The organism is Enterobacter hormaechei subsp. hoffmannii, from assembly GCF_001729745.1.
Lineage (GTDB): Bacteria > Pseudomonadota > Gammaproteobacteria > Enterobacterales > Enterobacteriaceae > Enterobacter > Enterobacter intestinihominis.
Map to the genome: position 1 here is coordinate 2,218,944 of NZ_CP017186.1, position 26,391 is coordinate 2,245,334.

25 protein-coding genes are annotated in these 26,391 nt (G+C 57.3%); 12 read left to right on the forward strand and 13 right to left on the reverse strand.

Translation table 11 applies throughout. The features are described from left to right. Positions 1 to 68: 68 nt before the first annotated feature. The 3 genes from BFV65_RS10420 (at position 69) to BFV65_RS10430 (ending at position 3,264) form a co-directional block, all read left to right on the forward strand. Entirely contained in the window at positions 69 to 1,550 is a 1,482-nt protein-coding gene (locus BFV65_RS10420) for a UbiD family decarboxylase (protein ID WP_069596578.1), read from the forward strand. A 129-nt stretch (positions 1,551 to 1,679) separates the two neighbouring features. Next, entirely contained in the window at positions 1,680 to 1,967 is a 288-nt protein-coding gene (locus BFV65_RS10425) for a VF530 family protein (RefSeq protein ID WP_023300148.1), read from the forward strand. 7 nt (positions 1,968 to 1,974) lie between these two features. Then, complete coding sequence (locus BFV65_RS10430; RefSeq protein WP_022648168.1) at positions 1,975 to 3,264, forward strand: glycoside hydrolase family 10-like protein; 1,290 nt, start codon at positions 1,975 to 1,977, stop codon at positions 3,262 to 3,264. 39 nt (positions 3,265 to 3,303) lie between these two features. Here the strand turns inward: BFV65_RS10430 and dsbG are convergent, their stop codons facing one another. From dsbG to BFV65_RS10485, 11 genes are all read right to left on the reverse strand, one after another. After that, positions 3,304 to 4,080, reverse strand: a complete 777-nt coding sequence (gene dsbG / locus BFV65_RS10435) for a thiol:disulfide interchange protein DsbG (RefSeq protein ID WP_022648169.1) — start codon at positions 4,078 to 4,080, stop codon at positions 3,304 to 3,306. A 41-nt stretch (positions 4,081 to 4,121) separates the two neighbouring features. Then, entirely contained in the window at positions 4,122 to 4,679 is a 558-nt protein-coding gene (locus BFV65_RS10440; RefSeq protein WP_180246287.1) for an RNA polymerase sigma factor, read from the reverse strand. 5 nt (positions 4,680 to 4,684) lie between these two features. Next, on the reverse strand, positions 4,685 to 5,098 hold the full coding sequence (locus tag BFV65_RS10445) for a hypothetical protein (RefSeq protein ID WP_063148904.1): 414 nt from the start codon (positions 5,096 to 5,098) through the stop codon (positions 4,685 to 4,687). A 191-nt stretch (positions 5,099 to 5,289) separates the two neighbouring features. Continuing rightward, entirely contained in the window at positions 5,290 to 6,840 is a 1,551-nt protein-coding gene (locus BFV65_RS10450; protein WP_069596580.1) for a methyl-accepting chemotaxis protein, read from the reverse strand. 95 nt (positions 6,841 to 6,935) lie between these two features. Next, positions 6,936 to 7,952 (reverse strand): LacI family DNA-binding transcriptional regulator, encoded by a 1,017-nt coding sequence (locus BFV65_RS10455; RefSeq protein WP_017693400.1) that lies wholly within the window; start codon positions 7,950 to 7,952, stop codon positions 6,936 to 6,938. A 28-nt stretch (positions 7,953 to 7,980) separates the two neighbouring features. Next, complete coding sequence (locus BFV65_RS10460) at positions 7,981 to 9,387, reverse strand: sucrose-6-phosphate hydrolase (RefSeq protein WP_069596581.1); 1,407 nt, start codon at positions 9,385 to 9,387, stop codon at positions 7,981 to 7,983. After that, complete coding sequence (locus BFV65_RS10465) at positions 9,387 to 10,757, reverse strand: sucrose-specific PTS transporter subunit IIBC (RefSeq protein WP_003857085.1); 1,371 nt, start codon at positions 10,755 to 10,757, stop codon at positions 9,387 to 9,389. Before BFV65_RS10465 ends, BFV65_RS10460 begins: the two co-directional genes overlap by 1 nt. 66 nt (positions 10,758 to 10,823) lie before the next feature. Beyond that, entirely contained in the window at positions 10,824 to 12,341 is a 1,518-nt protein-coding gene (locus BFV65_RS10470; RefSeq protein ID WP_069596582.1) for a carbohydrate porin, read from the reverse strand. Between the two features lie 171 nt (positions 12,342 to 12,512). Then, positions 12,513 to 13,409: a fructokinase gene (locus BFV65_RS10475; RefSeq protein ID WP_069596583.1), complete on the reverse strand. Its 897-nt coding sequence runs from the start codon at positions 13,407 to 13,409 to the stop codon at positions 12,513 to 12,515. Positions 13,410 to 13,497: 88 nt separating this feature from the next. Beyond that, complete coding sequence (locus BFV65_RS10480) at positions 13,498 to 14,709, reverse strand: diguanylate phosphodiesterase (RefSeq protein WP_069596584.1); 1,212 nt, start codon at positions 14,707 to 14,709, stop codon at positions 13,498 to 13,500. Positions 14,710 to 14,775: 66 nt separating this feature from the next. Next, positions 14,776 to 16,272: an alpha/beta hydrolase gene (locus tag BFV65_RS10485; RefSeq protein WP_069596585.1), complete on the reverse strand. Its 1,497-nt coding sequence runs from the start codon at positions 16,270 to 16,272 to the stop codon at positions 14,776 to 14,778. 267 nt (positions 16,273 to 16,539) lie between these two features. On the opposite strand from BFV65_RS10485, the gene BFV65_RS10490 reads away from it, so the two are divergent. Genes BFV65_RS10490 through BFV65_RS10520 form a run of 7 tightly spaced genes read left to right on the forward strand, consistent with a single transcriptional unit; the run spans position 16,540 to position 23,368 of the window. Beyond that, complete coding sequence (locus BFV65_RS10490) at positions 16,540 to 17,394, forward strand: MurR/RpiR family transcriptional regulator (RefSeq protein ID WP_023300159.1); 855 nt, start codon at positions 16,540 to 16,542, stop codon at positions 17,392 to 17,394. Between the two features lie 12 nt (positions 17,395 to 17,406). After that, entirely contained in the window at positions 17,407 to 17,979 is a 573-nt protein-coding gene (gene ddpX, locus BFV65_RS10495) for a D-alanyl-D-alanine dipeptidase (protein ID WP_069596586.1), read from the forward strand. Between the two features lie 15 nt (positions 17,980 to 17,994). Further along, on the forward strand, positions 17,995 to 19,527 hold the full coding sequence (locus BFV65_RS10500) for an ABC transporter substrate-binding protein (RefSeq protein ID WP_069596587.1): 1,533 nt from the start codon (positions 17,995 to 17,997) through the stop codon (positions 19,525 to 19,527). A 23-nt stretch (positions 19,528 to 19,550) separates the two neighbouring features. Next, complete coding sequence (locus tag BFV65_RS10505) at positions 19,551 to 20,573, forward strand: ABC transporter permease (protein WP_069596588.1); 1,023 nt, start codon at positions 19,551 to 19,553, stop codon at positions 20,571 to 20,573. Further along, the gene (ddpC, locus tag BFV65_RS10510) at positions 20,570 to 21,466 is read left to right on the forward strand and encodes a D,D-dipeptide ABC transporter permease (protein ID WP_022648185.1); all 897 of its coding nucleotides are present in this window, start codon (positions 20,570 to 20,572) and stop codon (positions 21,464 to 21,466) included. Before BFV65_RS10505 ends, ddpC begins: the two co-directional genes overlap by 4 nt. Beyond that, positions 21,463 to 22,449, forward strand: coding sequence for an ABC transporter ATP-binding protein (locus BFV65_RS10515; protein WP_023300162.1), 987 nt, complete (start codon positions 21,463 to 21,465; stop codon positions 22,447 to 22,449). The genes ddpC and BFV65_RS10515 overlap by 4 nt, the downstream gene beginning before the upstream one ends. Beyond that, positions 22,442 to 23,368: an oligopeptide/dipeptide ABC transporter ATP-binding protein gene (locus BFV65_RS10520; RefSeq protein ID WP_023306245.1), complete on the forward strand. Its 927-nt coding sequence runs from the start codon at positions 22,442 to 22,444 to the stop codon at positions 23,366 to 23,368. The genes BFV65_RS10515 and BFV65_RS10520 overlap by 8 nt, the downstream gene beginning before the upstream one ends. A gap of 30 nt (positions 23,369 to 23,398) precedes the next feature. Here the strand turns inward: BFV65_RS10520 and BFV65_RS10525 are convergent, their stop codons facing one another. Both BFV65_RS10525 and BFV65_RS10530 read right to left on the reverse strand, forming a co-directional pair. Beyond that, positions 23,399 to 23,827 (reverse strand): OsmC family protein, encoded by a 429-nt coding sequence (locus BFV65_RS10525; protein ID WP_003857069.1) that lies wholly within the window; start codon positions 23,825 to 23,827, stop codon positions 23,399 to 23,401. A gap of 69 nt (positions 23,828 to 23,896) precedes the next feature. Further along, the gene (locus BFV65_RS10530) at positions 23,897 to 24,784 is read right to left on the reverse strand and encodes a LysR family transcriptional regulator (protein WP_072202552.1); all 888 of its coding nucleotides are present in this window, start codon (positions 24,782 to 24,784) and stop codon (positions 23,897 to 23,899) included. A 111-nt stretch (positions 24,785 to 24,895) separates the two neighbouring features. Here BFV65_RS10530 and BFV65_RS10535 point away from each other — a divergent pair, with 111 nt between their 5' ends. After that, positions 24,896 to 25,747, forward strand: coding sequence for a Vmh family MBL fold metallo-hydrolase (locus BFV65_RS10535; protein WP_063163113.1), 852 nt, complete (start codon positions 24,896 to 24,898; stop codon positions 25,745 to 25,747). A 51-nt stretch (positions 25,748 to 25,798) separates the two neighbouring features. Then, on the forward strand, positions 25,799 to 26,320 hold the full coding sequence (locus BFV65_RS10540; RefSeq protein WP_063163023.1) for a VOC family protein: 522 nt from the start codon (positions 25,799 to 25,801) through the stop codon (positions 26,318 to 26,320). Positions 26,321 to 26,391 lie beyond the last annotated feature (71 nt).

The following is a 26,391-nucleotide window of genomic DNA, read 5'->3' on the forward strand; positions in this document are numbered from 1 at the left end:
ACAAATGATGCAATTGATAGCCTTCTTCGTCCGGTTAAGAATGGATGCAATCATCCGAGGGGGAAAATATGGAAAACCACATCAACGATCTCAGAAGTGCTATCGAACTGCTCAAACGCCATGAAGGTCAATACCTTGAAACCAACCATCCGGTCGATCCTGACGCGGAGCTGGCGGGTGTGTACCGGCATATTGGTGCTGGCGGCACGGTAAAACGTCCGACGCGCATCGGCCCGGCCATGATGTTTAACGCTATTAAGGGGTATCCCGACTCCCGTATTCTGGTCGGTATGCACGCCAGCCGCGAGCGGGCGGCGCTCCTGTTGGGCTGCGAGCCCTCTGAACTGGCAAAACATGTCGGCCAGGCGGTGAAAAACCCGATTGCTCCCGTTGTCGTCCCGGCGGCCCAGGCGCCGTGTCAGGAGCAGGTGTTTTATGCCGACGATCCGGACTTCGATCTGCGTAAATTGCTTCCGGCACCGACCAACACGCCGATAGATGCCGGTCCGTTCTTCTGTCTGGGGCTGGTGCTGGCAAGCGATCCGGAAGACGCCTCGCTGACCGATGTCACTATTCACCGTCTTTGCGTTCAGGAGCGCGATGAGCTCTCCATGTTCCTTGCCGCGGGCCGCCATATTGAAGTGTTCCGTAAGAAAGCCGAAGAGGCGGGCAAACCCTTGCCGGTCACGATCAATATGGGTCTCGATCCCGCTATCTATATTGGCGCCTGTTTCGAAGCCCCTACCACGCCCTTCGGCTACAACGAGCTGGGTGTCGCCGGCGCGTTACGTCAGGCCCCCGTCGAGCTGGTGCAGGGTGTGGCCGTACAGGAAAAAGCGATTGCGCGTGCGGAAATAATCATCGAAGGCGAACTGCTGCCGGGCGTGCGCGTAGAAGAAGATCAGCATACCCACACCGGGCACGCGATGCCGGAATTTCCTGGCTACTGTGGGGAGGCTAACCCCTCCTTACCGGTAATCAAAGTGAAGGCCGTCACGATGCGTCATCAGGCGATCCTGCAAACCCTGGTAGGACCGGGCGAAGAGCACACCACGCTGGCCGGTTTGCCAACGGAGGCCAGCATCCGGAATGCGGTGGAAGAAGCCATCCCCGGTTTCCTGCAAAACGTCTATGCGCATACCGCTGGCGGGGGCAAATTCCTTGGGGTATTGCAGGTTAAAAAACGGCAGCTTTCTGACGAAGGGCGTCAGGGTCAGGCGGCCCTCATCGCGTTAGCCACCTATTCCGAGCTTAAAAATATTATTCTCGTCGACGAAGACGTGGATATTTTCGACAGCGACGACATTTTGTGGGCGATGACGACCCGTATGCAGGGCGATGTCAGTATCACCCATCTGCCGGGGATCCGCGGTCACCAGCTCGATCCGTCTCAGGCGCCGGACTACAGTCCCTCCATTCGTGGCAACGGGATCACCTGCAAAACGATTTTCGACTGTACGGTGCCCTGGGCGCTGAAGTCCCGCTTTGAGCGTGCACCCTTTATGGAGGTAGACCCGACGCCGTGGGCACCTGAACTGTTTAAAAAATAGTATTAACCGGAAATCCTCTTCACCCTTTACGGGTGAAGAACCTCACGCTGAAATTGCCGCGTCCCCTGCTTTCTTGTAACCTTTGAGCGTTTATCACATCCCCATAAAAAATGAGACTACCGGACGCCTATGACAGCACATATTTCCAACGATCCTTTGCATGGCGTAACGCTTGAAATGCAGGTTAACGCGCTGGTTGCGCGATATGGCTGGAATGAACTGGGCAACCGAATCAAAATCAACTGTTTTCGCAAGGACCCGAGTGTTAAATCGAGTCTGAAGTTCCTGCGCCGGACCCCATGGGCGCGGGCGGAAGTTGAAGCCCTCTACCTCGACTCCCTTCACGATGACGGTAACGAGGAACAGGACGAACCGGCGTTTAATCCCTGGACGGATGGCCGGACACCCAGGAGCTAACACGCAAATGATGCGACACGTAAAACGGACTGGCGCGCTGCTTGGCTGCGCGCTTTTACTGGTAAGTTGCACTTCCAAACCACCCAAATCACTCGTTACCCCGCTGCCGCAGGCGAAACCTGTACAGCAGACTAACGAACCCATGCGCGGGATCTGGCTGGCGACCGTCTCCCGTCTCGACTGGCCCCCCGTGTCATCAGTGAATGGCCGCAGCGCGGACCAGCGTATCGCCCAGCAACAGAAGGCGCTGACGGACAAGCTCGATAAGCTGAAAAAGCTTGGGATCAACACCGTCTTCTTTCAGGTAAAACCGGACAGTACGGCGCTGTGGGCCTCTGAAATACTGCCGTGGTCAGATACCCTGACCGGGACTATCGGGGAAGACCCCGGTTACGATCCGCTCCAGTTTATGCTGGATGAAGCGCACAAGCGCGGGATGAAGGTTCACGCCTGGTTCAACCCTTACCGCGTCTCCACCAACACGAAGCCGTCGACCATCGCCGCGCTTAACCGTACCTCGTCGCTTCATCCCTCCAGCGTCTATGTCCAGCATCCGGAGTGGATCCGCACCTCGGGGGATCGTTTTGTTCTCGACCCGGGCATTCCCGAGGTGCGGGACTGGATAACCCAGGTGGTGATGGAAGTGGTGAATCGCTACCCTGTCGACGGCGTTCAGTTCGATGACTATTTTTACACCGAGACGCCGGGCTCAACCCTGAACGATGCCTGGACCTTCAGGCGCTACGGCGAGGGATTTGCGTCGAAAGCTGACTGGCGTCGGCACAATACGCAGCAGCTGATTGTGCAGGTATCAAGGGCGATCAAGCAGGCAAAGCCTGAGGTTGAATTTGGCGTCAGCCCTGCGGGTGTATGGCGCAACCGCTCCTTCGACCCGGCAGGATCGGACACGCGCGGTGCCGCAGCCTACGATGAATCCTACGCTGACACGCGAAAATGGGTACAGCAGGGTTTACTGGATTACATTGCGCCGCAGATCTACTGGCCCTTCGCCCGCGACGCGGCACGATACGATGTGCTGACAAAATGGTGGGCTGACGTGGTGAAACCGACCCATACCCGCCTGTATATCGGGATCGCGTTCTACAAAGTGGGCGCGCCTTCCAGAAACGAACCGGACTGGACGGTGAACGGCGGCGTACCGGAGCTGAAAAAACAGCTCGACCTCAACGATTCACTGCCAGACGTAAAAGGCACCATCCTGTTCCGTGAAGACTATCTTAACCAGCCGCAGACGCAGGAAGCCGTAAATTACCTCCGGGGGCGCTGGGGTAGTTGACTGAAAAAAGGCAGAAACGCCTTGTTTCTGCCTTTCTTTTTACGGCTTCGGCCCGAACATCGCCTCAAGCTGTTTTGCGTCTGGCATGCCCACGACCTGCTGCAGTTCGTTTTGCTCATTCAGGTAATAAATAGCTGGTGTGGCATTCGCGCCGAGACTGTCCATAAGCGTCTGGTGATTTTGCAGGATCTCAACGGTTTCCCGTGAAGCCGCCCCTTCAGGTTTAGGAAGCTTTTTACCGCCGGACAGCTCGTACTCTTTCCAGGCCGACACCGGATCTTTGGCATTCAGGATCGCAGAGGCGTTACGCCCGCTGTTCGGGTTAAGAAACGCAACCAGCAGCGTGTTGAGCTGGACCTTGCCGGCCTTCACCCACGGCTGCGCTTCAGCCCAGAACTGCTTGCAGTACGGGCAGAACGGGTCGGCAAAAACAAAGACTTTGCGCGGGGCGCTCTCCGCGCCCTCTTTCAGCGGATGCGCCGCATTGAGCTTTTTCCACATCTCGCGGCCCATCGGGGCGTAGATCTCTTTCTGGAAAAAGGCCTCGCTGAGGTTGGTTCCCTTCTCATCATACAGATAGCCAGACACCACGTGCTTTCCGTCAGGGGTCAGAAAGAGCGTCACGCCCATGTCCTGATACTGCCCCAGCCACGCTGGCGCGCCGCCAGGGGCATCAATTTTCTTAATGATTTTGATATCCTGCTGCTCACTGAAGTGCTTTACCACATCCGGAAGCGACTCCTCTGCCCTGACCAGCCCTGAAAACAGCAGAGCAGAGAGTAACAGCATCTTTTTCTTTGCTAACAGTTGAAGCATAACGACCCCTCTAAGATATTGTTTTTCAGAGTGGTCGAACTTTATTGCCCTGTCAACGCTTCATAAATATCCTTGAGGCGATTACGCAAAAATCGCACGGCTTTGTGTTTGCGGGATAATAACGCCTGCACGCTGTCGCCCGTTTCCTCCGCCAGCGCCTTCATGGTGTATCCCTCAAATTCCGTTTTTTCAAACACCTCGCGCTGTGGTGGCGGCAGTTCCGACAGGGCTTGCCCCAACTCTTCCCACAGCAGCATGTTGAGATACTCCTCCTCCGGCGTTTGCGGTACGCCGAATAACGTTTCTGCAATCTCCTGCTCCGGAAAGTCCTCATCATCTGCCGTCAGGTACCCCGGTAGTGAAACCTCATGCTTTTTTCGCGCCCGGTCGATCATCTCATTCCGCGCGGCGCGAAACAGCCAGGCGGCGACGTTCTCCACCGGTTGTTCCACTTTCATCAACTGCCAGGTCACTTCCTGAAGAATATCATCGACATCATCACGAACCGCAGTCCGTCCGCGAATGAAGGCTTTTAGCCGTGCGCGGCAGGCATTGAGTGCCGAGATCAGTAATGATTCCCCCGCGTCACCGGCTTTCATATCGCTCACTCGGCTTCCGGCGCTTTCGCAGCGTTATCATCTCGCTTCTCATCCCGGTCATCGTGCCACCGGCAATGACCATGACGCCCAAATCCTGCCCGACGCTGCTGAATGAAGGCCTCACGTTGTTCGGGGGTCATATTCATCCATTGTGCGTGCATACGACGGTGTGCACCGAACCTGCCTGGACGAAAACCCAGCCCACCGAAAAGAATGCGGCTCAGCAGCAGGATCCCCAGCGCCTGCCAGAAGCCAATGGCTTTAACCCCCAGGATGGCCGGGAGTAACGCGTTCCACAGGGACATGACCAGCAGGCCAAGCACCACGAACAGGACTGCGCCTATCACGATGCCCTTGTACATACGATGGCGGCCCAAACCACGTCCGTGACCTTTTCCGTGCATATCAAAATTTCTCATGTGTACCTCGTTTATGTTGAATGATTATGGTCTCTGATGAGGTAGACGGATGAGGAACAGAAATATTGCCGGGGAAAGATAAAATTTATGTGATAGCGGCTTTGTACGGATAACAGTAATGGCTGAAGGAGATTGTGCAGCGGCTGAATGCAGACATTAAAAAGGCTCCAACAGGAGCCTTCCTCATTTAATCACGCAATTGCCGGCAGACGAAAACTCGAAATACTCTGCGACAGCTGCTGCGCCTGCTCCTCGAGCGAGGCCGCGGCTGCGGCGGATTGCTGCACCAGCGCCGCGTTCTGCTGGGTCACACCGTCCATCTCCGTTACGGCCTGCCCAACCTGACCAATTCCACGGCTCTGCTCTTCTGAGGCAACCGAAATCTGTTCCATCAGCGTATGCACTTTATTCACAGAGCTGATAATAGAATCAATCACCTCTCCCGAACGATTCACCAGTTCCGCACCGTTTTTCACGCTGGAAACAGACTGGGCGATAAGGCTTTCGATATCCTTCGCCGCCACCGCGCTTTTCTGGGCCAGGGTGCGCACTTCACTTGCCACCACGGCAAATCCTCGCCCCTGCGTACCGGCACGCGCCGCTTCAACGGCCGCGTTCAGCGCCAGAATATTAGTCTGGAAAGCAATACTGTTGATGACACTGGTGATGTCCTCAATACGCTTCGAGTTGGACGCGATAGTATTCATCGTTTCGATGACTTCACGGGTTACCGCTTCACCGGTATGGGCATTTTTCACGGCATCCTGCACCAGCTTACCGGCCTGGAACACGTTATCGGTGTTATTCGCCACCGTCGCGCTCAGCTCTTCCATGCTGGCGGCCGTCTGGGTCAGGGCAGAAGCCTGTTGCTCGGTACGGGAGGCCAGGTCGATATTGCCGGAAGCAATTTCCTGCGCCGCATGCGTTACGGTGTGGCTGGCATCGCGCACCTGAGAAATGGTGGAGAGCAGCGCCTGGCGCATCTGCTCCATCGAGGACATCAGGTGATCGATTTCATTCCCGGAATCACGCTTGATCGGTACCGGTACGTCCAGCTTCCCGGCCGCAATCTGTCGACAGTGCTCGCGCGCCAGGTTCACTGGCGCAAAGACCACGCGTTTCATCAGCAGGCTGACGACGAGGATCACCACCACGAACAGCACCGCAATGCAGGCGATAATAACCAGACCCGACACAAAATTATGGCTCGCATCCTCGTTCAGCGTTTTGGCGTACTTCTGGTGTACGGAGAGAACCTGATCGAGCACAATTTCATATTGGCGATCAAGTTGAGACACCACGGGAATAAGAGCGTTGAACCGCGACACATCGTGAGCGGCGGCAGCGGCAATCAGCGGTGCCAGTCCCTGGTTACGGTAATTTTGCCACGCCTGCTGGTAGGCAGTGACCAGCGGGGCTTCGTCCGGCAAACGCGGCGAGGCCATAAACGCCGAAAATGCACTATCGGCTTTGGTCAGCGCCTCTTTAACCGAGGCCAGTTTCGCAGACGAGTCGGTGGCGTCCCCCGCTTCCACCATTTTCACATACTCCATAACCCTGACGCGCAGGGTTCGGCTATGGTTAATGGGATCAATAATGGACAGGACCACCTGAATTTCTTTGTTCACATTATCCAGCGAAGTATTACTTTTAATGATGAGCCCAACGCTGGTGATGGTGCTGGCCACAAAGAAGAAAAGCAGAGAAAACAGGATAATCAGGGATGATTTTTTCAACGACATAACACACCTCAGGGATTTAATTTCCCTTTGGTTATCGGCTGAATCCGATCTTTAATTAATTAAAGTTATTGATATATCCGTCAGACTTTACCCTGTCACTCCACGGCCTTGTACCGCCGTTGCAGTGTGGCATCCAGTTTACGCTGGATCGGCTCCGGCGTTTCCCCTTCAATCAGTTTGCCAATCAGATCAAAGCAGTGCCAGGCGAGCTGACGGTTATCCTGACGAACGGTATCGACAGGAATGGTCAGAGAATCATAGAGATAGTGATCGTCAAAGCTGGCCAGACGCATATCGCTTTGCAGCAGATTATGTTGCCCCATATAGCGCAACACCCCTTCCAGCAGACCGCAGGCGGCGGTAAAAAGGGCTTTTGGCGGGCGGCCCAGGCGCGCGCAAAGTTCGGCAAACATTTCGTAGCCGGAGCTCGGATGGTAATTACCATGAATAATCCACTCCGGACGTAGCTCGACGCCAGCGTCACGCAGCCCCTGCTTAAACCCTTCCAGACGGTCACGCGTCGGGGAAAGCCGCGGCTGGCCGCCGAGGAAGTAGAACTCATCCGGATGCTGGCGCGCAATGTCGGCCACCAGCGTGGCGGTCGGGGTAATTGAATCGGTGAGGACCAGCGGCAGAGAACTGTCGTTCATATGACGGTCAAAGAGCACAACGGGCAACTGCTCGCTCAGCTTTTGATAATCCGCGTCGTTGAGCATGCTGGAGGCGACAATCAGCCCGTCCACCTGGCGGGCCACCATGTTATTGACCACCACCGTCTCCTGGCCCGGATTTTCATCGCTACAGGAGATCAGCAGCTGAACACCCGCCTCGCGGCAGAGGGTCTCCAGCTCATGAGAAAAAACGGCAAACCCGTAGTTGGTGATTTCCGGCACCACCAGACCAATGGTGTGGCTGCGGTTGTCCCGCAGCGAACGGGCGTGAATACTGGGCTGATAATGATGTTCTTTGGCAATCGCCAGCACACGCTCGCGTGTCTCCTCCGCCACCCGAAGCTCTTTGCTGCGGCCGTTCAGAACCAGACTGGCGGTGGCTTTTGATACCCCCGCCAGCTCCGCGATATCTTTAATGGTGACGCGTTTTGTTTTTCTCACAACGACTTAGATCCGGCTGCCAAAACCCCTATTCTATCATGCAGCTGCGCAGCGACCAGTAGCGTAATGTGATGTCGGACGCACCTTCGAAGCGAACCTGGGCCGGATGGTCAGGAAAATAGCGGCTGCTCATGACGCCTTCACCATGATTGATGAAAATTTCGACGCTGGAACGGTCACACAGCACGCGTAAATGATGAACAGTGCCCTGCCAGTAGCGGTTCAACGTCTCTCCGGTTACCAGGCTGGCGCGTTCCAGATGGATCCCCGCATCATCCATAATCAGCCGCAACGCGCCGGCAAAATCCACATTAACGCGCGAGGCGCTCAGTTCGAACTCAAGACGCGTTCCCTCCAGCACCGGGGCATCGCTGGCGCGTCCCTGCCAGTGATGTTCATCCTCGCGCAGCGTTTCCAGCTCACGGACCGGCGTTTGCCAGAGCTTACCGTCGCGGTAGCGCAGCTCGCGCGGACAGGTCATCTGGTGGATCCAGCCGTGCACCCGTGTAGGCTGGAGCATCTCTTCGCCGTCCGGCACGCCCATCCAGCCGATGAGGATGCGGCGGCGGCCTTCTGCCACCGTGGTTTGCGGCGCGTAAAATTCGAAACCGGCATCAAGCTCATGCAATTCGTCGTGCGCAAATGCAGGCGTTTGATAATCAAATGCCCCACTCATCCAGACGGCCGGATAGGTGTTGAGATAGCGATGCGGTTCGCGCGCCAGCCCCTGTGGGCAGCAGATCAAGACGTGTGTGCCATCAAGCGCAAACAGATCCGGGCACTCCCACATATAGCCCGCGTCCGTGAGTCCATTGACGCCGTGACCAGCGATTTCGCCGCAGGACGCCCAGGTGTGCAAATCGGCTGACGTAAACAGCAGCACCTTGCCGCGCTTATGCTGATCCTGCGCCCCGAGCACCATGTACCACTGCCCGTCATGGCGCCACACTTTCGGGTCGCGGACGTGCCCGGTATACCCGTCCGGCAGGGGCAACACCGGTCCCAGTTTGGCAAACGTGCCGTCGTCATTTTGCACCGCCAGACACTGCCAGGCGGTGCGGCCGCCATCGTCAAACTTAACGTTGCCGGTATAGCACAGGGTCAGCACGCCGTTGTTATCCACGGCGCTGCCGGAGTAACAGCCATTGCGGTCATACTCTTCGTCAGGCATCAGCGCCATTGGCTCGTGCTGCCAGTGCACCAGATCTGCTGAGCTCCAGTGTCCCCAGCACTTGTAGCGATGATCGCAGCCCAGCGGGTTCCACTGATAAAACAGATGGTAACGTCCGGCAAACCAGATAAAGCCGTTCGGATCGTTCATCAGCCCCGTCACCGGCGCAGGATGCCACTGCGGATAGTGGCTGTCCGCTTGCGCACGCGGCTGGCCTTGCATAACGGCCTGCAACACGGCAGGCCAGCGGGAAGGTAAGGTCATTATTCAGAGTCCGTCTTATATTTCAGCAGCAGAGAGACGGTGAACGCCACGCCAAAGGCAATCACCATGCCGATAATATAGTTGAGCAGCGAGCTGGCCTGAACGATCGCCATACCGGGAAGCGCCGTCAGCCCAACGGCGGTCATGTAGACATGCACCGACACTACCCAGGCCCCGCCCGCTGCGCCACCGATCAGGGCCGCGATAAACGGCTTCACGAAACGCAGGTTGATGCCAAAAATTGCCGCTTCGGTGATGCCCAGCATCGCGGAAAACGCCGACGGTAAGGTAATGGCTTTGATTTTGGCATCACGGGTTTTGAACCACACCGCCAGACATGCCCCGCCCTGCGCCACGTTCGCCATCGCCCAGATCGGCAGCAGGAAGTTCACGCCAATCGACGGGTTACCCAGCAGTCCGGCCTCAATAGCGTGGAAGCTGTGGTGAATGCCGGTAATGACAATCACCGAATAGAGCCCACCAAACAACAGCCCGGCCAGCCAGCCCGCGTGGGCAATCAGGGTGCTAAGAATAAAGGAGATCCCGTCGCCCAGCGCGCGTCCCGCCGGGCCAATAATCAACAGCGCGATAAAGCCGGAGATAATGACGGTCAGGAACGGCGTCAGGATCAGATCTAACGCATCCGGGATCGCCCGGCGAAGCTGTTTTTCCACAATGCTCATAAACCACACCGCCAGCAGTACCGGGAAGACGGTTCCCTGATAGCCAATCATGGCGATTTCAAGACCGAAGAAGTTCATGGTGTGGAAGCCGGACGCTACGCCCCAGGCGTTGGTCAGCGCCGGATGAGTCAGGATGCCGCCGAGCGTTGCGCCCAGATACGGGTTGCCGCCAAACTCCCGCGCGGCGGTGAAGCCAATCAGGATCGGCAGAATAATAAACGCCGCCGAGCTGCACATATCCAGCATGATATAGAGCGCGTTATCCGGATTAACCCAGCCGTAGGTTTTAACCATCCCGAGCAGGCCCATCAGCAGACCCGAGGCCACGATCGCCGGAATAATCGGCACGAAGATGTTGGAGAGCAGACGCGCGATGCGCTGGAACGGGTTCAGCTTGCGGGCTGCAATATCCGCCGCTTCCGATTTACTGGACTCGCTAATCCCTGCCGCCTGAATAAACGCGGCGTAAACCTTATTCACCACCCCGGTGCCGAAGATCACCTGCATCTGCCCGGCGTTTCGAAAACAGCCTTTTACACCTTCAACCTTGCCGATAGCCTGCTGGTCGGCAAGCGCATCATCGACCAGCACCAGACGAAGGCGCGTGGCGCAATGTGCCGCGCTGGCAATGTTCTCTTTGCCACCGAGCAGCGGAATAAGCTCGCGCGCAATATGATTAAAATCCATAGATACCTCTTCCTGACCTCTTTTTATGGTGTTCGAAACGCCCCCGCGATGCGGGAGCGTGAAGGGTTAAAACCAGGTTTCCATCTGCACCCCAAAGTTCCATTCCCCACCCGCATTGAAGCCGCTGCTGCCAAAGGCGTCATCGCTGGCGTAGTTATCCAGCTTGCTGCTCCAGTCCATCCAGGTGGCGAACAGGCGCAGCTCCGGACGGCTGAAGAAATCGCCAATCTTGCCCGCCTTTAACGTCGGGGCGAAGGTCAGCTTGTAGAAGCTACCGTTAACCGCATTGCGATCCTTGTAGCCTTCCGGGTTTAAATCCATGTACTGATAGCTGCCCTCGAACGCGAGGGCGAAATTCTGGGTCACCTCTTTGATCAGACGCGTATTGAGCGTGACCCACTCATAGCTGTCGCCCTTCACGTAGCGGTCCTTACTGCTTTGCGCGAGTACGGCGGGCGCAATGTGCCAGCCACCGCCCAGCGGCGTGACACCGTAACTTGCAAAACGCCAGGTATCGGCTTCTGACAGCAATGCGCCGTCTGCACCAATGCTTTTCACCTCGGCCCCCAGACCGTGGCCGTAAAGCAGCGCCGTTTTGGCGGAACCTTCCCGCAGGCCGTAGAAGCTCTCGTTATGCAGACCCACCAACGCATGCACCCCGTTATTCGCCGCATCGGTTTTAATCGGATCGCCGTTGCTGTCCTTACGGTCGTCATTATCTTTTGCCCGTAAGCCGCTGACCATCAACTGCACCGGCCCGGCGAAGTGGTTCATGCTTAAGATGTAGTTCTGGACGTTGTTGTCGATCTCCTCTTCGCTGCCGAAATTACGGCCATAAAGGGAGAAGTTACTGCGCAGCGTATCGTTCCACTTCACGTCGTAGACGCCGCCGCCGGTCCCGGCGAGAAATACCACGTCGGAATCCAGCCAGTGAATGTCGAAGTTGTCGCGGTCAAAACGCTTACCCGCCCAGAAGGTGCTGCCTTTCAGCGCGCCGGTAACGTCCGGCAAATTGCCCAGCTCGGCAAAGGCCTGACGAATGTTCAGGTCGCTGCTGTCTGCCGACCAGTCGTTATAGGTTTTCTGACCGTCGGCCAGCATCGCCTTAAAGCGCGTCGTCGCGCCATTTTCCAGCGTCTGTTTGTGCTCAACATTCAGCTCAACGTAGGTATCCGCTTCGTTCCCCAGACGCCCGATGGCCCCACCCGTTTCCCCTGCGGGTGTCAGATAAGGACCGCTTTTGCTGCTGGAGGCAGCGTCGTTCATCAGCAGCCCGGAACGGGCGTAACCGTGAAACTCAAAACCGCCTGTCCGATCGGCTTTCTCTTCCAGCGCCGTGGTACGTTGCGCCACCGCCTGTGTGGAGGTTTGCGCTTCCTGCTGCGCAGCCACCAGTTGCTGCGTTTTCTGTTCCGCTGCCGTGGCGCGTTTTTCAGCAACCTGCGCACGGGTTTCCGCCTCCTGCAAACGCTGCTCCAGCGCTGCCAGGCGCGCTTCGATACGGGTCATATCCGTCTGGGCAAAAACAGAGGTACTGCCGGCCAGCATGCCTATCATCACGGCAAGTCTGCGTTTTTTATACATTTTGTCGCATCCCTAATAACTATCGGTAAAAGTGCTAAATTGCTAAACCGGTTTAGGTGAGTGATACTAAACCGTTGAATTTTGAATCGGCAACGTTTTTTGCTAAACCGTTTTAGTAAGTGTGATCGAGGCGACAATTCAGGCCCCCGACCGGAGGCCTGGCGATGTGAATTACAGTTCGTGATGATAAGGCAGCGCGGTCATTGCCCCTTTTGCGGTTGTCGCCAGCGCTCCGCAGCGCTGCGCTAACGTGATGACCTCTGAGAGACAGGCCTGGCCATGACGTGCCAGACCGAACAGCAGCCCGGCGACGAAAGCATCCCCCGCACCGGTGGTATCAATGCATTCTACGGGTGATGCAGGATAGTGCGTCAACGCGCCTCCCTGCCAGGCGGTCACGCCCTCTTTTCCCTGCGTCACCAGCACCAGCCTGGCCGGACAGGTGCGCATTAGCTCCGCCAGCCCCTCATGGACCTGCGCATTTCCGGTCAAGAACGCCAGCTCTTCCACCGAGAATTTCACCACATCTGCACAGGCTAATGCCCGCTCAAGACACTGGCGCAGCTCGACTTCATCGTGCCAGAGATCGGCGCGGATATTGGGGTCAAGGCTGACGAAACCGCCCGCCTGTCTGATAGCGGCCATCGCCTGAAACGTCGCGGAACGGCTGGGTTCGGCGCTAAGCGCGATAGAGCAGACGTGCAGCCACTCCCCGGCGCGGAATGGCGGGATATCGGCGGCGTCGAGGAACAGATCAGCACTCGGGCGAACCATAAAGGTAAAGGAACGTTCCCCGTCGTCATCGAGATCCACCACCACCGTGGAGGTGCGATGCCGCGGATCCCGTCTCAGCCATTCTGTATTAACCTGCTCATCCGCAAGCGTTTTTTGCATAAAGCGCCCGAAGGGGTCGTCGCCCACCCGGCCTATAAAGGCGCTTCTGCCGCCCAGACGCGCAATCCCAACCGCGACGTTGGCCGGTGCGCCGCCCGGACATTGCAGCAGTTTGCCCTCTCCGTCGGGCAACAGATCCACCACTGCATCGCCAAGTACCCAGATCGTCTCCATATCACCTTCTTAGCTAAATCATGTTAAACCGGTTTAGCTATTTAAGCACAGGCAGGGTGTCGGGGAAATATGGCGAGGGACAATTTGCTTAACCCACCCGATGGGGCCAGTGAATATCACCCACGCCATTGAGCTGCGGGCGGGCAAACAAAAAGCCCTGGAAGCGGCGAATACCGGCGGATTCAAGCCAGCACCACTCTTCTATCTTCTCAATGCCTTCTGCGACCAGCGTAATCTCCAGATCGGTGCAGCAGCTGATTATCGACTTCACAATCGCCTGCTTGGGCCCGCTCAGATGGATATCGCTGACGATCTCTCTGTCGATTTTGAGCTTATCCGGCTGGAACCGCGTGAGCAGTGAAAGACCAGCATAGCCGGAACCAAAATCATCTATCGCCAGCCCAACCCCTTCCGCGCGCAGCTGTTTAATGGCGCTGTTAAACTGGTTGAAGCCAGAGATCATCTCGTTCTCAGTGACTTCAATGATCACCTGCTCTGGCTGTAGATTGTGCTTTTTGATCTGCGTTACCAGGAACTCTACCGCGCCCGGCACGTTAACCAGCGACATTGGCAGCAGGTTCACCGCCAGTTTGTGGCTGCAGATGCCCAGCTTTTGCGCCAGCGCAAAGGTCCAGGCTTTGGTATGCAGATCGACTTCGTATATCTTTTCACGATCGAGACTACGGAAAAAATGCTCCGGGCTGCCGCCGTCGTTTCCGCGTATAAGCGCTTCGAGAGAACTGATTTTGCCTTCGGACGGCTCGACAATGGGTTGCAGCGCAAACTGGCAGGGCTGTCCCGCCAGCAGACCTAACCCTTTACCAAACGGCGCGCGCTCTCGCGAAAGCGTCCATTTATCAGGCTCATAGTCCAAAGCGGGTGGGATAGCGGTTTTGCCGGCGATAAAGGTCTGAATAAATTTGAAGACCCGATCCTCAGAAGTCAGGTAGCTTTCCAGCTTGCTGTAATGCAGAACCGATGCCAGAACCGCTTTCGGGGTCTGAACGTCCATGTTAAACAGCAGCATTCCCACGTCTTCGAAACGTCGGCGCGGACCGTAATCGCGCATCAGCTCCACCACGCCGGTATGCCGGTTGTCCGCACGGATGATGTTAAAAAGCGCGACGACGCTCTGTTCCGTGCCTTCGAGAATTTGCAGAACGTCACGTCCACTGGAGAGAAGAATGCCTGAGATGCCCTGCTCCGTATTACGGATCCTGGCCTTTTCAACCAGCGAGCTTAACGCTGCGGAGGTGCAGGTTAAGCTCAGCTGGCTTCGATAAATGAGAGTTGTCAGCACAGAAACGGGGTCCGGTATGGGGTATACGCCTGAACGGTACTGTTTAACATAGTTCCCTGGGGTGGCCTAGTCTATTCCACTTCGGGGTTGATTCTCCCCGAGACGGCTGTCGATCCGCGTCTGCATATAGTCGTAGAAAGGATTCGACGTTACGCGCATTAACGCATCTTTACCGACGCTCAGAACTGAGGTTTCTCCCCACAGGGCTATCGTCCCGAGACTGATTCCATAGCGGTTTTTCACCTCAGGATGGCGGCCATACAGATCGTCTTCAGGCGGGAACGGAATGGCAATATGCGACAGGGAATAAACTTCCTGCGGATACGAGACCGACAGCGGCGTCACCGTTTCCCGGGTGCTGCCCGCTGGCGTTGTCTTTGCCACCATATCAAACCTGTCGGGGCTGGCATTGGTCACGATTGTGACACTGTAACGTCTTTTCGCCTCGGGCAGCAGGTCAGCCACCGCCGTCCAGGATGATGGCCTGAACAGTGGACGGAAACTCCCGGCCTGATTGATGTCAAATACCACCAGTTCGCTGCCATTTGCCGGAAGCTGGTCAAACAGCCCGCTGACTACGGCGCGGGTACTGACCGTTGAATCCATGACCGACTGAAACGCCAGTACCGGCGGGAGCTGCGCCAGTTTGTGATCATGAACATCGCGGTGTATCTGCTCATGCAGCGCCCGGGTAAGCAGCCAGGACTGACGTGCCGCATTCACCGGGAACGAATTGTATTTATAAGGATTATATTCCGGCGAAATGTTGAGCCACGCGGCTTTGGCAAACGCCGGTAACATAGCCGGTAGCCCGGCGAATCCGGCAAAGCGCGCAAACGCCGTGACGCCAATCATCGGTGAGAGCAACACGATCTGCTGAGGTTTACGCAGTTCAGGCGCATCAAGGGCGTCGAGGGCGTATTTCATCGCCAGCGCACCGCCGTTGGAATAGCCCACCAGGTGCAGGGTGAGATCGTTCCCCGTCAGGCGTGTTGCTTCACGAACCGCAAGGCGCGTAGCTGCCAGCCACGCCTCCCAGTCAACGTCTGTCAACGCGCCCGGCGCCGTGCCGTGTCCGGGCAAACGAGGCACTACGGCCACAAAGCCGTGCTTTTGATAATTCACGGCCAGACGCCTGACGCTGTAGGGCGAATCCGTCAGACCGTGCAACAACACTACCGCCCCGCGCGGCTTTCCGGCAGGCATCAGCACAAACGACCGGTTTGCATCCGGAGTAAAGTGTCCTGGCCACACCAGGCTCTGACGGTAATAGCGGTTCAGCGGCGTGCGCTCTGCGGGGGTGACTTTCGCCGTCACCTCAGCATCAAGAGCGGTGAAGATGGCGTTTTCCCGCGCGACATAGGCTGCGAAGGTCGCGTTATCCATCTCCTGCACGGACATTTCGTCAGCCCGCCAGGTATGCCAGTGATGCAGAGCCGGCCCCTGCTGCGAAAGATAAACCCGCACCGCCAGCAGAACGAGCACAATGATCCCGATGACCATCGCTATTTTTTTTGCGAGAGCCATCAGGCGCACGCTGACCCGCCAGGGCAAATTCGCCATGTAAGGCTCCCTCTCTTATCCACAGAGCTTTCATCATACCAAAAAATGTGAAGAGGCTGTCGTATTCACCAAATAGATATCGCTCAGGCCGGACACTGCACCAAAAGTGAACTACGCTGCACAAATGTTGAGCATCTGTTAAACAAATATTGCATTAACTGTGCTGCACAGCGCGTTTTCGCCGCAATGTGAACATGGCACGCGTCCTGCATTGTTAATCCGATAACAGAAACCCGGCCTTTGACAGCCAGTTAACAGCGAGGCGGTATGACGACCAAACCTGAGGTGTTGAGCCGTATCGAAGCGACCTTCAGCCAGCTCACCCCGAGCGAAAAGCGGGTGGCAAGCTGGATGCTGGCGCACGTCGGGCAGATCCCCTTTGAAACGGCTGAGAGCGTGGCGCTGGCCACGGCCACCAGCGGGATCACCGTCGGACGCTTTCTGCGCAAGCTGGGCTATCGCAACCTTGATGACGCCAAAAAAAGCCTGCGCGATCCCCATCAGCCCTGGGGCATAAACGAGCGTCTGGACTCCTGGAAACAGCAACAGCCGCTGTCGGATCGCCTTCAGCACTCCCTGTCACTGGAGGTGGACGCCATTGCCCATGTCTACCAGCTGGCGCAAAGCGAAACGTTCAGGCAGGTGGTCCAGCAACTTTCCCATGCCGACGCCGTCTTCGTGCTGGGGATCCAGTCCACGCGCGGGATCGCCAATGCGTTCTTCAGCCATCTGGAGTATCTGCGCCCGCGGGTAAGCTATTCCGAAGGGCTCTCCGGTAGCTGGGTGGAGTCGCTTAACTCCGGCTTTGCTAACCCGTATATCGTGCTGACCGATACCCGCGCCTACTCCGCCATTGCCCGCCAGTACTGCCGCGTGGCGAGCGAAAAAGGCCTGGCGATGGCGCTGATCACCGATATCTGGTGCCCGTGGGCGCGGGATTACCCGATTGATTTACTCCAGGTGAAGACCGATACCGGCCATTTCTGGGACTCGCTGGCGCCGGTGAGCTGTCTGTTCAACCTGCTGCTGTCGGGCGTCGTGGAGGCGCTGGGGGAAGCGCTGCCGGAACGTCTGGCAATCAACCGACAACTACAACAAGAATTTGGTCAATTTGAACGCTAAAGGAGCGGAGCTATGCCTGAAGAGAGTCAACTGATTGATGTGGCGAAAACTTTTCCTACGCTGCATATCGATCTGAAATACTCGACCGCCGATAACATTACCGGCCGCCCGATCTATCAGCACGCCGCGTGCCTGCTGCACACTGATGCCGCCACCGCGCTGGCGAAAGCGATCAGTATCGCCGCGCTGGCCGGTCTGAAGCTGGTGGTCTACGACGCCTATCGCCCGCAGCAGGCACAGGCGCAACTCTGGGATGCCTGCCCCAATCCGGAATACGTGGTGGATGTCGCGATTGGCTCGAACCACAGCCGGGGCACTGCCATTGACGTCACGCTGATGGATGAACACGACAACGTGCTGGATATGGGCGCCGGGTTTGACGAAATGCACGACCGTTCTCATGCCTGGCACCCTTCCGTTTCGCCCGAGGCGCAGCGAAATCGTCTGCTCCTGAACGCCGTTATGTACGGCGGCGGTTTTGTGGGCATCAGCAGCGAGTGGTGGCATTTCGAGCTGCCGAACGCCGCCAGCTATCCGCTGTTAGATGACCAGTTCGCCTGTTATCCGACCACACACTCACTGTAATTCTGGAGCCCGGCCATGAAAACAACGCTGCTTACTACCCTGATTGCCGCTACGCTCGCCCTGAGCACCCTTCCCGCGCTGGCGGCGGTGCCAAAAGATATGCTGGTGATAGGGAAAGCTGCCGATCCGCAAACGCTGGATCCGGCGGTCACTATCGATAACAACGACTGGACGGTGACCTACCCCTCGTACCAGCGTCTGGTGAAATACAAGCCTGGCACCACGGAGGTGGAAGGCGATCTGTCGACGGGCTGGAAGGCGTCAGACGACCAGAAAGCGTGGACGTTCACCCTGGCAGATAATGCAAAATTCTCCGACGGCACGCCGGTGACCGCCGAAGCGGTCAAGCTGTCGTTTGAACGTCTGCTTAAAATCAACCAGGGACCTTCCGAAGCGTTCCCGAAAGATTTGAAAGTGGACGTGGTGGATGAGCATACGGTGAAATTCACCCTCAGCCAGCCGTTTGCCCCGTTCCTCTACACGCTGGCCAATGACGGCGCGTCGATCGTCAACCCGGCGGTGCTGAAGGCCAATGCCGCCGACGACGCACGCGGTTTCCTGGCGCAAAACACCGCGGGTTCCGGACCGTTTATGCTGAAAAGCTGGCGGAAAGGTCAACAGCTGGTGATGGTGCCCAACCCACACTGGCCAGGTGAAAAGCCGCACTTTAAGCGCGTCTCGGTGAAGATTATCGGTGAAAGCGCCTCGCGTCGCCTGCAACTTTCCCGTGGCGATCTGGATATCGCCGACGCCCTGCCGGTGGATCAGCTTGCTGCTCTGAAGCAGGAAGGCAAAGTGGCCGTGGCGGAATACCCGTCCCTGCGGGTGACCTACCTCTATCTGAACAACAGTAAGCCTCCGATGAATCAGGTGGATTTGCGCCGCGCGGTCTCCTGGGCGACCGATTACCAGGGGATGGTGGAAGGCATTCTCAGCGGGAACGGCAAGCAGATGCGCGGCCCGATCCCGGAGGGCATGTGGGGCTTCGATACGAACGCCATGCAGTACAGCTTTGACGAGGCCAAAGCCAAAGCGGCGCTGGAGAAAGTCAAAGATAAACCTGCCAGCCTGACTTTCCTCTATTCCGATAACGACCCGAACTGGGAGCCTATCGCCCTCTCCACGCAGGCGAGCCTGGGCAAGCTGGGGATTAACGTCAAGCTCGAGAAACTGGCGAACGCCACCATGCGCGACCGCGTCGGCAAAGGTGATTATGACATTGCGATTGGTAACTGGAGCCCGGACTTCGCTGACCCGTACATGTTCATGAACTACTGGTTCGAATCGGACAAAAAAGGGCTGCCGGGGAACCGCTCATTCTATGAGAACAAAGAGGTCGATGCGCTGTTGCAGGCGGCACTGAAAACCACCGATCAGGCGGAACGCACCAAAGATTACCAGCAGGCGCAGAAAGTGGTGATTGACGAGGCGGCTTACGTTTATCTGTTCCAGAAGAACTACCAGCTGGCGATGAACAAAGAGGTCAAAGGCTTCACCTTTAATCCGATGCTTGAGCAGGTCTTTAACATCGCCACCATGAGTAAGTAACGGCCCACGCCGGGGGGAAGTGTATGACGTTCTGGAGCATTGTGCGCCAGCGCTGCTGGGGATTAATCCTGGTGGTAGCCGGTGTCTGTATTATTACTTTTATTATTTCACACCTGATCCCCGGCGATCCGGCCCGCCTGCTGGCCGGTGATCGCGCCAGCGATGAAATCGTGCAGGGCATCCGCCAGCAACTGGGGCTGGATCAACCACTCTATATTCAGTTTGGCCGCTACGTTGAGGCGCTGGCACATGGCGATCTGGGCACGTCTATTCGCACCGGTCGCCCCGTTGCGGAAGATTTGAAAGCTTTTTTCCCCGCCACGCTGGAGCTTGCCTTTTGCTCCCTGCTGCTGGCGCTGGTGATTGGCGTGCCGCTGGGCATTTTATCGGCGGTGTACCGTAACCGCTGGCTGGATCACCTGGTGCGACTGATGGCGATGACGGGCATCTCGACGCCTGCCTTCTGGCTGGGACTGGGAGTTATCGTTCTGTTCTACGGGCAACTGCAAATTCTGCCCGGCGGCGGCAGGCTGGACGACTGGCTCGATCCGCCCGCCCACGTTACCGGTTTTTATCTGCTGGACGCTCTGCTGGAAGGCAACGGCGAGGTGTTTTTCAACGCCCTGCAGCACCTGATTTTACCCTCCCTGACCCTGGCCTTTGTGCATCTGGGTATTGTGGCGCGTCAGGTACGTTCCGCGATGCTTGAGCAACTGAGCGAGGATTATATTCGTACCGCCCGCGCGAGCGGGTTGCCGGGCTGGTACATCGTCCTGCGCTACGCCTTACCCAACGCCATGATCCCCTCCATTACCGTGCTCGGGCTGGCGCTGGGCGATCTGCTGTACGGGGCCGTCCTTACCGAAACCGTGTTTGCCTGGCCGGGAATGGGAGCCTGGGTGGTGACCTCCATTCAGGCGCTGGATTTCCCTGCCGTCATGGGCTTCGCGGTCGTGGTATCGCTGGCCTATGTCTTAGTTAATCTGGTGGTGGATCTGCTGTATCTGTGGATCGACCCGCGAATTGGGCGCGGAGGTGCCGAATGATGTTAACTCAGGAAACGCCCGTCCCTGTCAGCACCGCTAAACAGCGCATCAACTGGGCAAAGCTGTTCTGGATGTTACGCAAAAGCCCGCTCACGCTGATCGGCGGGGTCATTATGATCGTGATGCTGCTGATGATGGTGGTCTCGCCGTGGATAGTCCCGCACGATCCGAACGCGCTGGATCTGACCGCGCGCTTGCAGGCACCGTCAGCCCAGCACTGGTTTGGCACCGATGAGGTGGGCCGGGATCTGTTCAGCCGCGTGCTGGTGGGCAGCCAGCAGTCCATCACAGCGGGGCTGGCGGTGGTGGTGATTGCGGGCGGCATCGGTTCGCTGCTCGGCTGTTTGTCCGGCGTACTTGGCGGGCGCGGCGACGCCATCATTATGCGCATCATGGACATTATGCTCTCCATCCCCTCGCTGGTGCTGACGATGGCCCTGGCCGCCGCGCTCGGCCCAAGCCTGTTTAACGCGATGCTGGCGATTGCGATTGTACGCATTCCGTTTTACGTGCGGCTGGCACGCGGGCAAACGCTGGTGGTGCGCCAGTTCACCTACGTGCTGGCCGCCCGCACCTTTGGCGCATCGCGCTGGCACCTGATCAGCTGGCATATCCTGCGTAACGCCCTGCCGCCGCTGATCGTACAAGCGTCGCTGGATATCGGCAGCGCCATTCTGATGGCCGCCACGCTGGGCTTTATTGGATTAGGCGCGCAGCAGCCGACCGCCGAATGGGGGGCAATGGTGGCCGTGGGGCGTAACTACGTGCTTGACCAGTGGTGGTACTGCGCGTTTCCGGGGGCGGCAATTTTGATCACGGCGGTTGGCTTTAATCTGTTTGGCGATGGTCTTCGCGACCTGCTGGATCCCAAATCAGGAGGGAAGCAGTCATGAGTGATTCCGTATTATCGATTGAAGATTTGCACCTGAGCTTCCCCATTTTTCGCGGTGACGTCCACGCGCTCAACCACGTCTCGCTGGAGATTGGCCGGGGTGAAATTGTCGGCGTGGTGGGCGAATCCGGCTCGGGAAAATCGGTCACCGCGATGCTGGCGATGCGCCTGCTGCCGGAAGGCAGCTACCATGTTCACCATGGCCGGGTCACGCTGCTCGGGGAAGATGTGCTGAACGCGTCGGAAAAACAGCTTCGTCAGTGGCGCGGCGCCAGGGTGGCGATGATTTTTCAGGAGCCGATGACGGCGCTTAACCCCACGCGCCGGATTGGCAGGCAGATGGTGGAGGTGATCCGCCAGCATCAGTCGCTTTCCCGCCGCGACGCGCAGCAGAAGGCGATCTCCCTGCTGGGTGAGATGCAAATCCCGGATGCGGCGCAGGTAATGGATCGCTATCCGTTTGAGCTTTCCGGCGGTATGCGCCAGCGGGTAATGATCGCCCTTGCCTTCTCCTGCGAGCCGGAGCTGATCATCGCTGATGAACCCACTACCGCGCTGGATGTGACCGTCCAGCTTCAGGTGCTGCGTCTGCTGAAACATAAAGCGCGCGCCAGCGGAACGTCGGTGCTGTTTATCAGTCACGATATGGCGGTGGTGTCGCAGCTTTGTGACCGGATGTACGTTATGTACGCGGGCAGCGTGATCGAAAGCGGCAGCACGCAGACCTTGATCCACCATCCTGTGCACCCCTATTCGATTGGCCTGCTGCGGTGTGCCCCGGAAAATGGTAAACCGCGCGAGATCCTCCCGGCCATTCCCGGCACGGTACCTAACCTCAGCCACCTCCCGCGCGGATGTGCTTTTCGCGAACGCTGTTTTGCTGCCGGGGCGAAATGCAGCGAAACGCCGCGCTTAATTTCCACGGGCGCAGAAGGCCAGCAGGCTGCCTGCTGGTACCCACAACAGGAGAGACGCCATGTCTGAGGTACTGCTGGAACTGGATAGCGTGCATGTGAATTTTCCTGCGCGCAAAAACTGGCTGGGGCGCGTGACGGAACAGGTACACGCCCTTAACGGCATGGATCTCCGGATCCATCGCGGCGAAACGCTGGGCGTTGTGGGGGAATCCGGCTGTGGAAAGAGCACGCTGGCGCAGCTGCTGATGGGCATGCTCAAACCGAGTACCGGGGCCTGTCAGCGCGCGAATGCGGCGGGTGGTATGCAGATGGTATTTCAGGACCCGCTCTCGTCCCTTGATCCACGTTTACCCGTCTGGCGCACCATCACCGAGCCGGTGTGGATACAGCAACGTCGCAGCGAACGGGAGCGTCGTCAGTTGGCTGAAACGCTGGCGCAGCAGGTTGGGATTCGAGCGGAATATCTTGACCGCCTGCCGCATGCGTTTTCGGGCGGACAGCGCCAGCGAATCGCTATTGCCCGGGCGCTCTCTTCGGATCCGGACATCATCGTGCTGGATGAACCCACCAGCGCGCTGGATATTTCCGTCCAGGCACAGATCCTCAATTTGCTGGTTGCCCTGCAACAGCAGCGAAATCTGACCTACGTGCTGATCTCGCACAACGTCTCGGTGGTCCGGCACATGAGCGACCGGGTGGCGGTAATGTATCTGGGGCAAATCGTGGAACTGGGTCCGGCGAACCAGGTGCTGGGTCAGCCGCGCCATCCTTATACGCAGCTGCTACTTGACTCCGTTCCCCGGACCGGAGAACCGCTGGATGAGGATCTGGCGTTGCGAAAAACCGATCTTCCGGGTAATCGCCACCTGCCCGTTGGGTGCTATTTCCGCGACCGCTGTTCGCTGGCGACGCAGGGATGTGAACAGCCGCAACAGCTCCAGCCCTCTTCCGCAAGCCGAAGCGTGCGCTGCTGGCGTAACCGTTAAAAATGAGCCGGGCATGCGCCCGGCCCGATATCAGTTCAGTTTGTAATCCAGCGTGATTTCCGCTTTCAACAGCTGCGAGACCGGGCAACCGGCCTTGGCTTTCTGGATAATGCCGTCGAACTGCTGCGGATCGATACCCGGTACCGTCACCTTGCTTTGCAGCGCGACTTTGCTGATGGCAAAACCGCTGTCGGTTTTATCCAGCGAGACATCCGCCGTGGTATCGATGGAATCGGCGGTATAACCCGCTTCGCCCAGCATTAGCGACAGGGCCATAGAGAAACAGGCCGCGTGCGCTGCGCCAATCAGCTCTTCCGGGTTAGTCCCTTTCTCGCCCTCGAAGCGGGTGTTAAAGCCGTAAGGTTGCTGGTTAAGGACGCCACTTTCGGTCGATACCGTCCCTTTGCCGCGCTTGATGTCGCCAGACCAGTGTGCTGAACCGTGCTTATGAATCGTCATTCTTGCTCTCCTTTTGGCTTACAAAGGGATAAGTATAGGACGCATAATCTATTTTGCAGGGAAGACAGACTAGTCCGATCGCGTGGCAAGGTGGTTTGCCAGCGCGTCGAGGAACACACGCTGCGCCGCAGGCTGATAGTCTCGCGACTGATAAATACCAAAAATGCCGATCGGTTTTGGCGTATAGGCGCTGAGCACCGGCACCAGGCTTCCCTGCCGTAGCGCCGCGTCGGCCTCGCGCTCGGGCAGCATGGCAATACCACAGTGATTTATCGCCGCCTCCATCAGCAGAGATGAGATGCTGGCGCTGAGATTGCCGCTGACCGCCGTCGTGACCGGCTCCCCTGCCGGCGTTAAAAAACGCCACGACTGACCGGCAAAAAAGCTGTAATGCAGGCAGTTGTGCCGGGCTAAGTCTTCCAGCTCCTCTGGAACGCTCCGGCTTGCAAGGTAGTGCGGCGAGGCGCAAAGCACGGACCGACACTCTCCCAATCGGCGAGCGATCATACCCGGTTCGGGGTTATCGGTGATGCGGATCGCCACGTCAATTCGCTCGCCCACCAGGCTCACCGGATGGTTGTTAACATCCAGCTCAATGCGCAGTTGAGGGTAACGCTGCAACAGTTCGGGCAGCACCGGAGCGATAATCTGCATCGCGGTAAAATGCGCGCAGGCGACGCGAAGCGTGCCTGAGGGTAAATCCTTCACTGACTGATCTTCAATTTCCTGAGAAATTTGCGATAGCGTGCGCGTCTTTTGCAGGACCTTCTCCCCCGCTGCCGTCAGCGTCAGCTTGCGGGTGGAGCGGTTAACCAGCCGCGCCCCAGCCCACTTCTCCATCTGCTCCAGATAACGGCTCACCATCGGACGGGAGATCCCCAGCGCCCGAGCCGCCGCGCTTAAACTCCCCAGCTCACAGATGCGGTTGTACACCTGGGCGGCAATAACGCGATCCATTTTGACCTCCATTTGCTCGATCTATGAAACTAAGCATCTCCTGTTTCAGGAATTCTGGCAAATGCAGAGATCCGTACAATAGAGACTTTCCTGAAGAACAGAGATATGACCATGACTATCGCCCGCCTTGCTTTGTTGACAACCCTTTTCACTCCGGCCGTCTTTGCCGCTCCGTTGACCGTTGATACGTATAACCCGCAGGAAAAAGGCATTTTTGCCGTTTCTTCCACGCTGGTATCTGGTCCGAAAGAGGCGGTACTGTTTGACGCCCAGTTCAGCGTGAAAGATGGCGAAGCGCTGGTCGAAAAAATTCGCCACAGCGGTAAAACGCTGAACAAAATCGTGATTACTTCCGGCGATCCGGATTTCTATTTCGGCCTGCAACCGCTGATGAAAGCCTTCCCTAATGCCAAAGTTGTCGCCACGCAACAGGTGGTGGACCATATCAGGGCCACAAAAGACGCGAAGCTCGCCTTCTGGGGGCCACAGATGAAAGATGGCGCGCCGACGCAGCTCTACGTGCCGCAAGTGCTTGCCTCAACCACCTTTATGATTGACGGTGAGAGAGTAAGCATTGAAGAGCCTGAAAGCTATGCGGCGTACGTCTGGATCCCATCCGCCAAAACCATCCTCGGCGGCACGGGCGTCTCATGGGGCATTCACGTCTGGACGGCGGATACCCAAACGCCGGAAAGCCGTAAACAGTGGCAGCAGACGCTGGATAGCATGGCTGCCCTTAAGCCCGAACGCGTTATTCCGGGCCACTACCTTGGGACACCGCCAGCGGGTACCGGCGCTATCGACTTTACCCGTCGCTATCTACAGCAGTTTGAACAGGCCCTCACGACACATAAAGCGTCTACCGACGTCATCATCGCGATGAAAAAACAGTGGCCGAACCTGGCGGAAGCCAGTTCGCTGGAACTGAGTGCCAAAGTGAATACCGGCGAAATGAAGTGGTAATAAGCTGATTATCTCCTGCTATATTTAAATTTTTTATAGCAGGAGTTTACTATGACATCATCAGTAAGGGGTATTGACCATATCGGTATTACGGTGCCCGACATTGAAAAAGCCACCCTATTTTTTGAACGCGCTTTCGGCGCACAGGTTTTATATCATTCTGTCGATGCAGAAACCGATAATATCGATCAGCCCGCCCAGCAGCAAACCTTAAAATTATTTCCCGGCACTAAAATTCATGCCATTCGCATGCTTGTTATGCCGCACGGACCCGGCATAGAACTTTTCGAAATGCATGGCCCTGAACAGGGAATGCCCGCTCGCGCCAGCGACTTTGGACTTCAGCATTTTGCTGTTTATGTTGATGATTTTGATAGTGCCATCGCGGCTTTCACCGCCGCCGGCGGCGAGATGTTCACCGCGCCGAAGCCGCTTAGCTTTCCGGATGAGCAAGGTGAAGGCAATGCTTTCTGCTATGGTCAAACCCCCTGGGGCAGCATTGTGGAATTGATCTCCTGGCCGACGCCCATGCCTTATGAAAAAACCACGAATTTACGCCGCTGGAAACCCTGAGTTTTATTTCTGTGCTACGGGAGATGTTATTTTTAATTCCAGGACGAATCTGAACCACAACGGCAAAAATA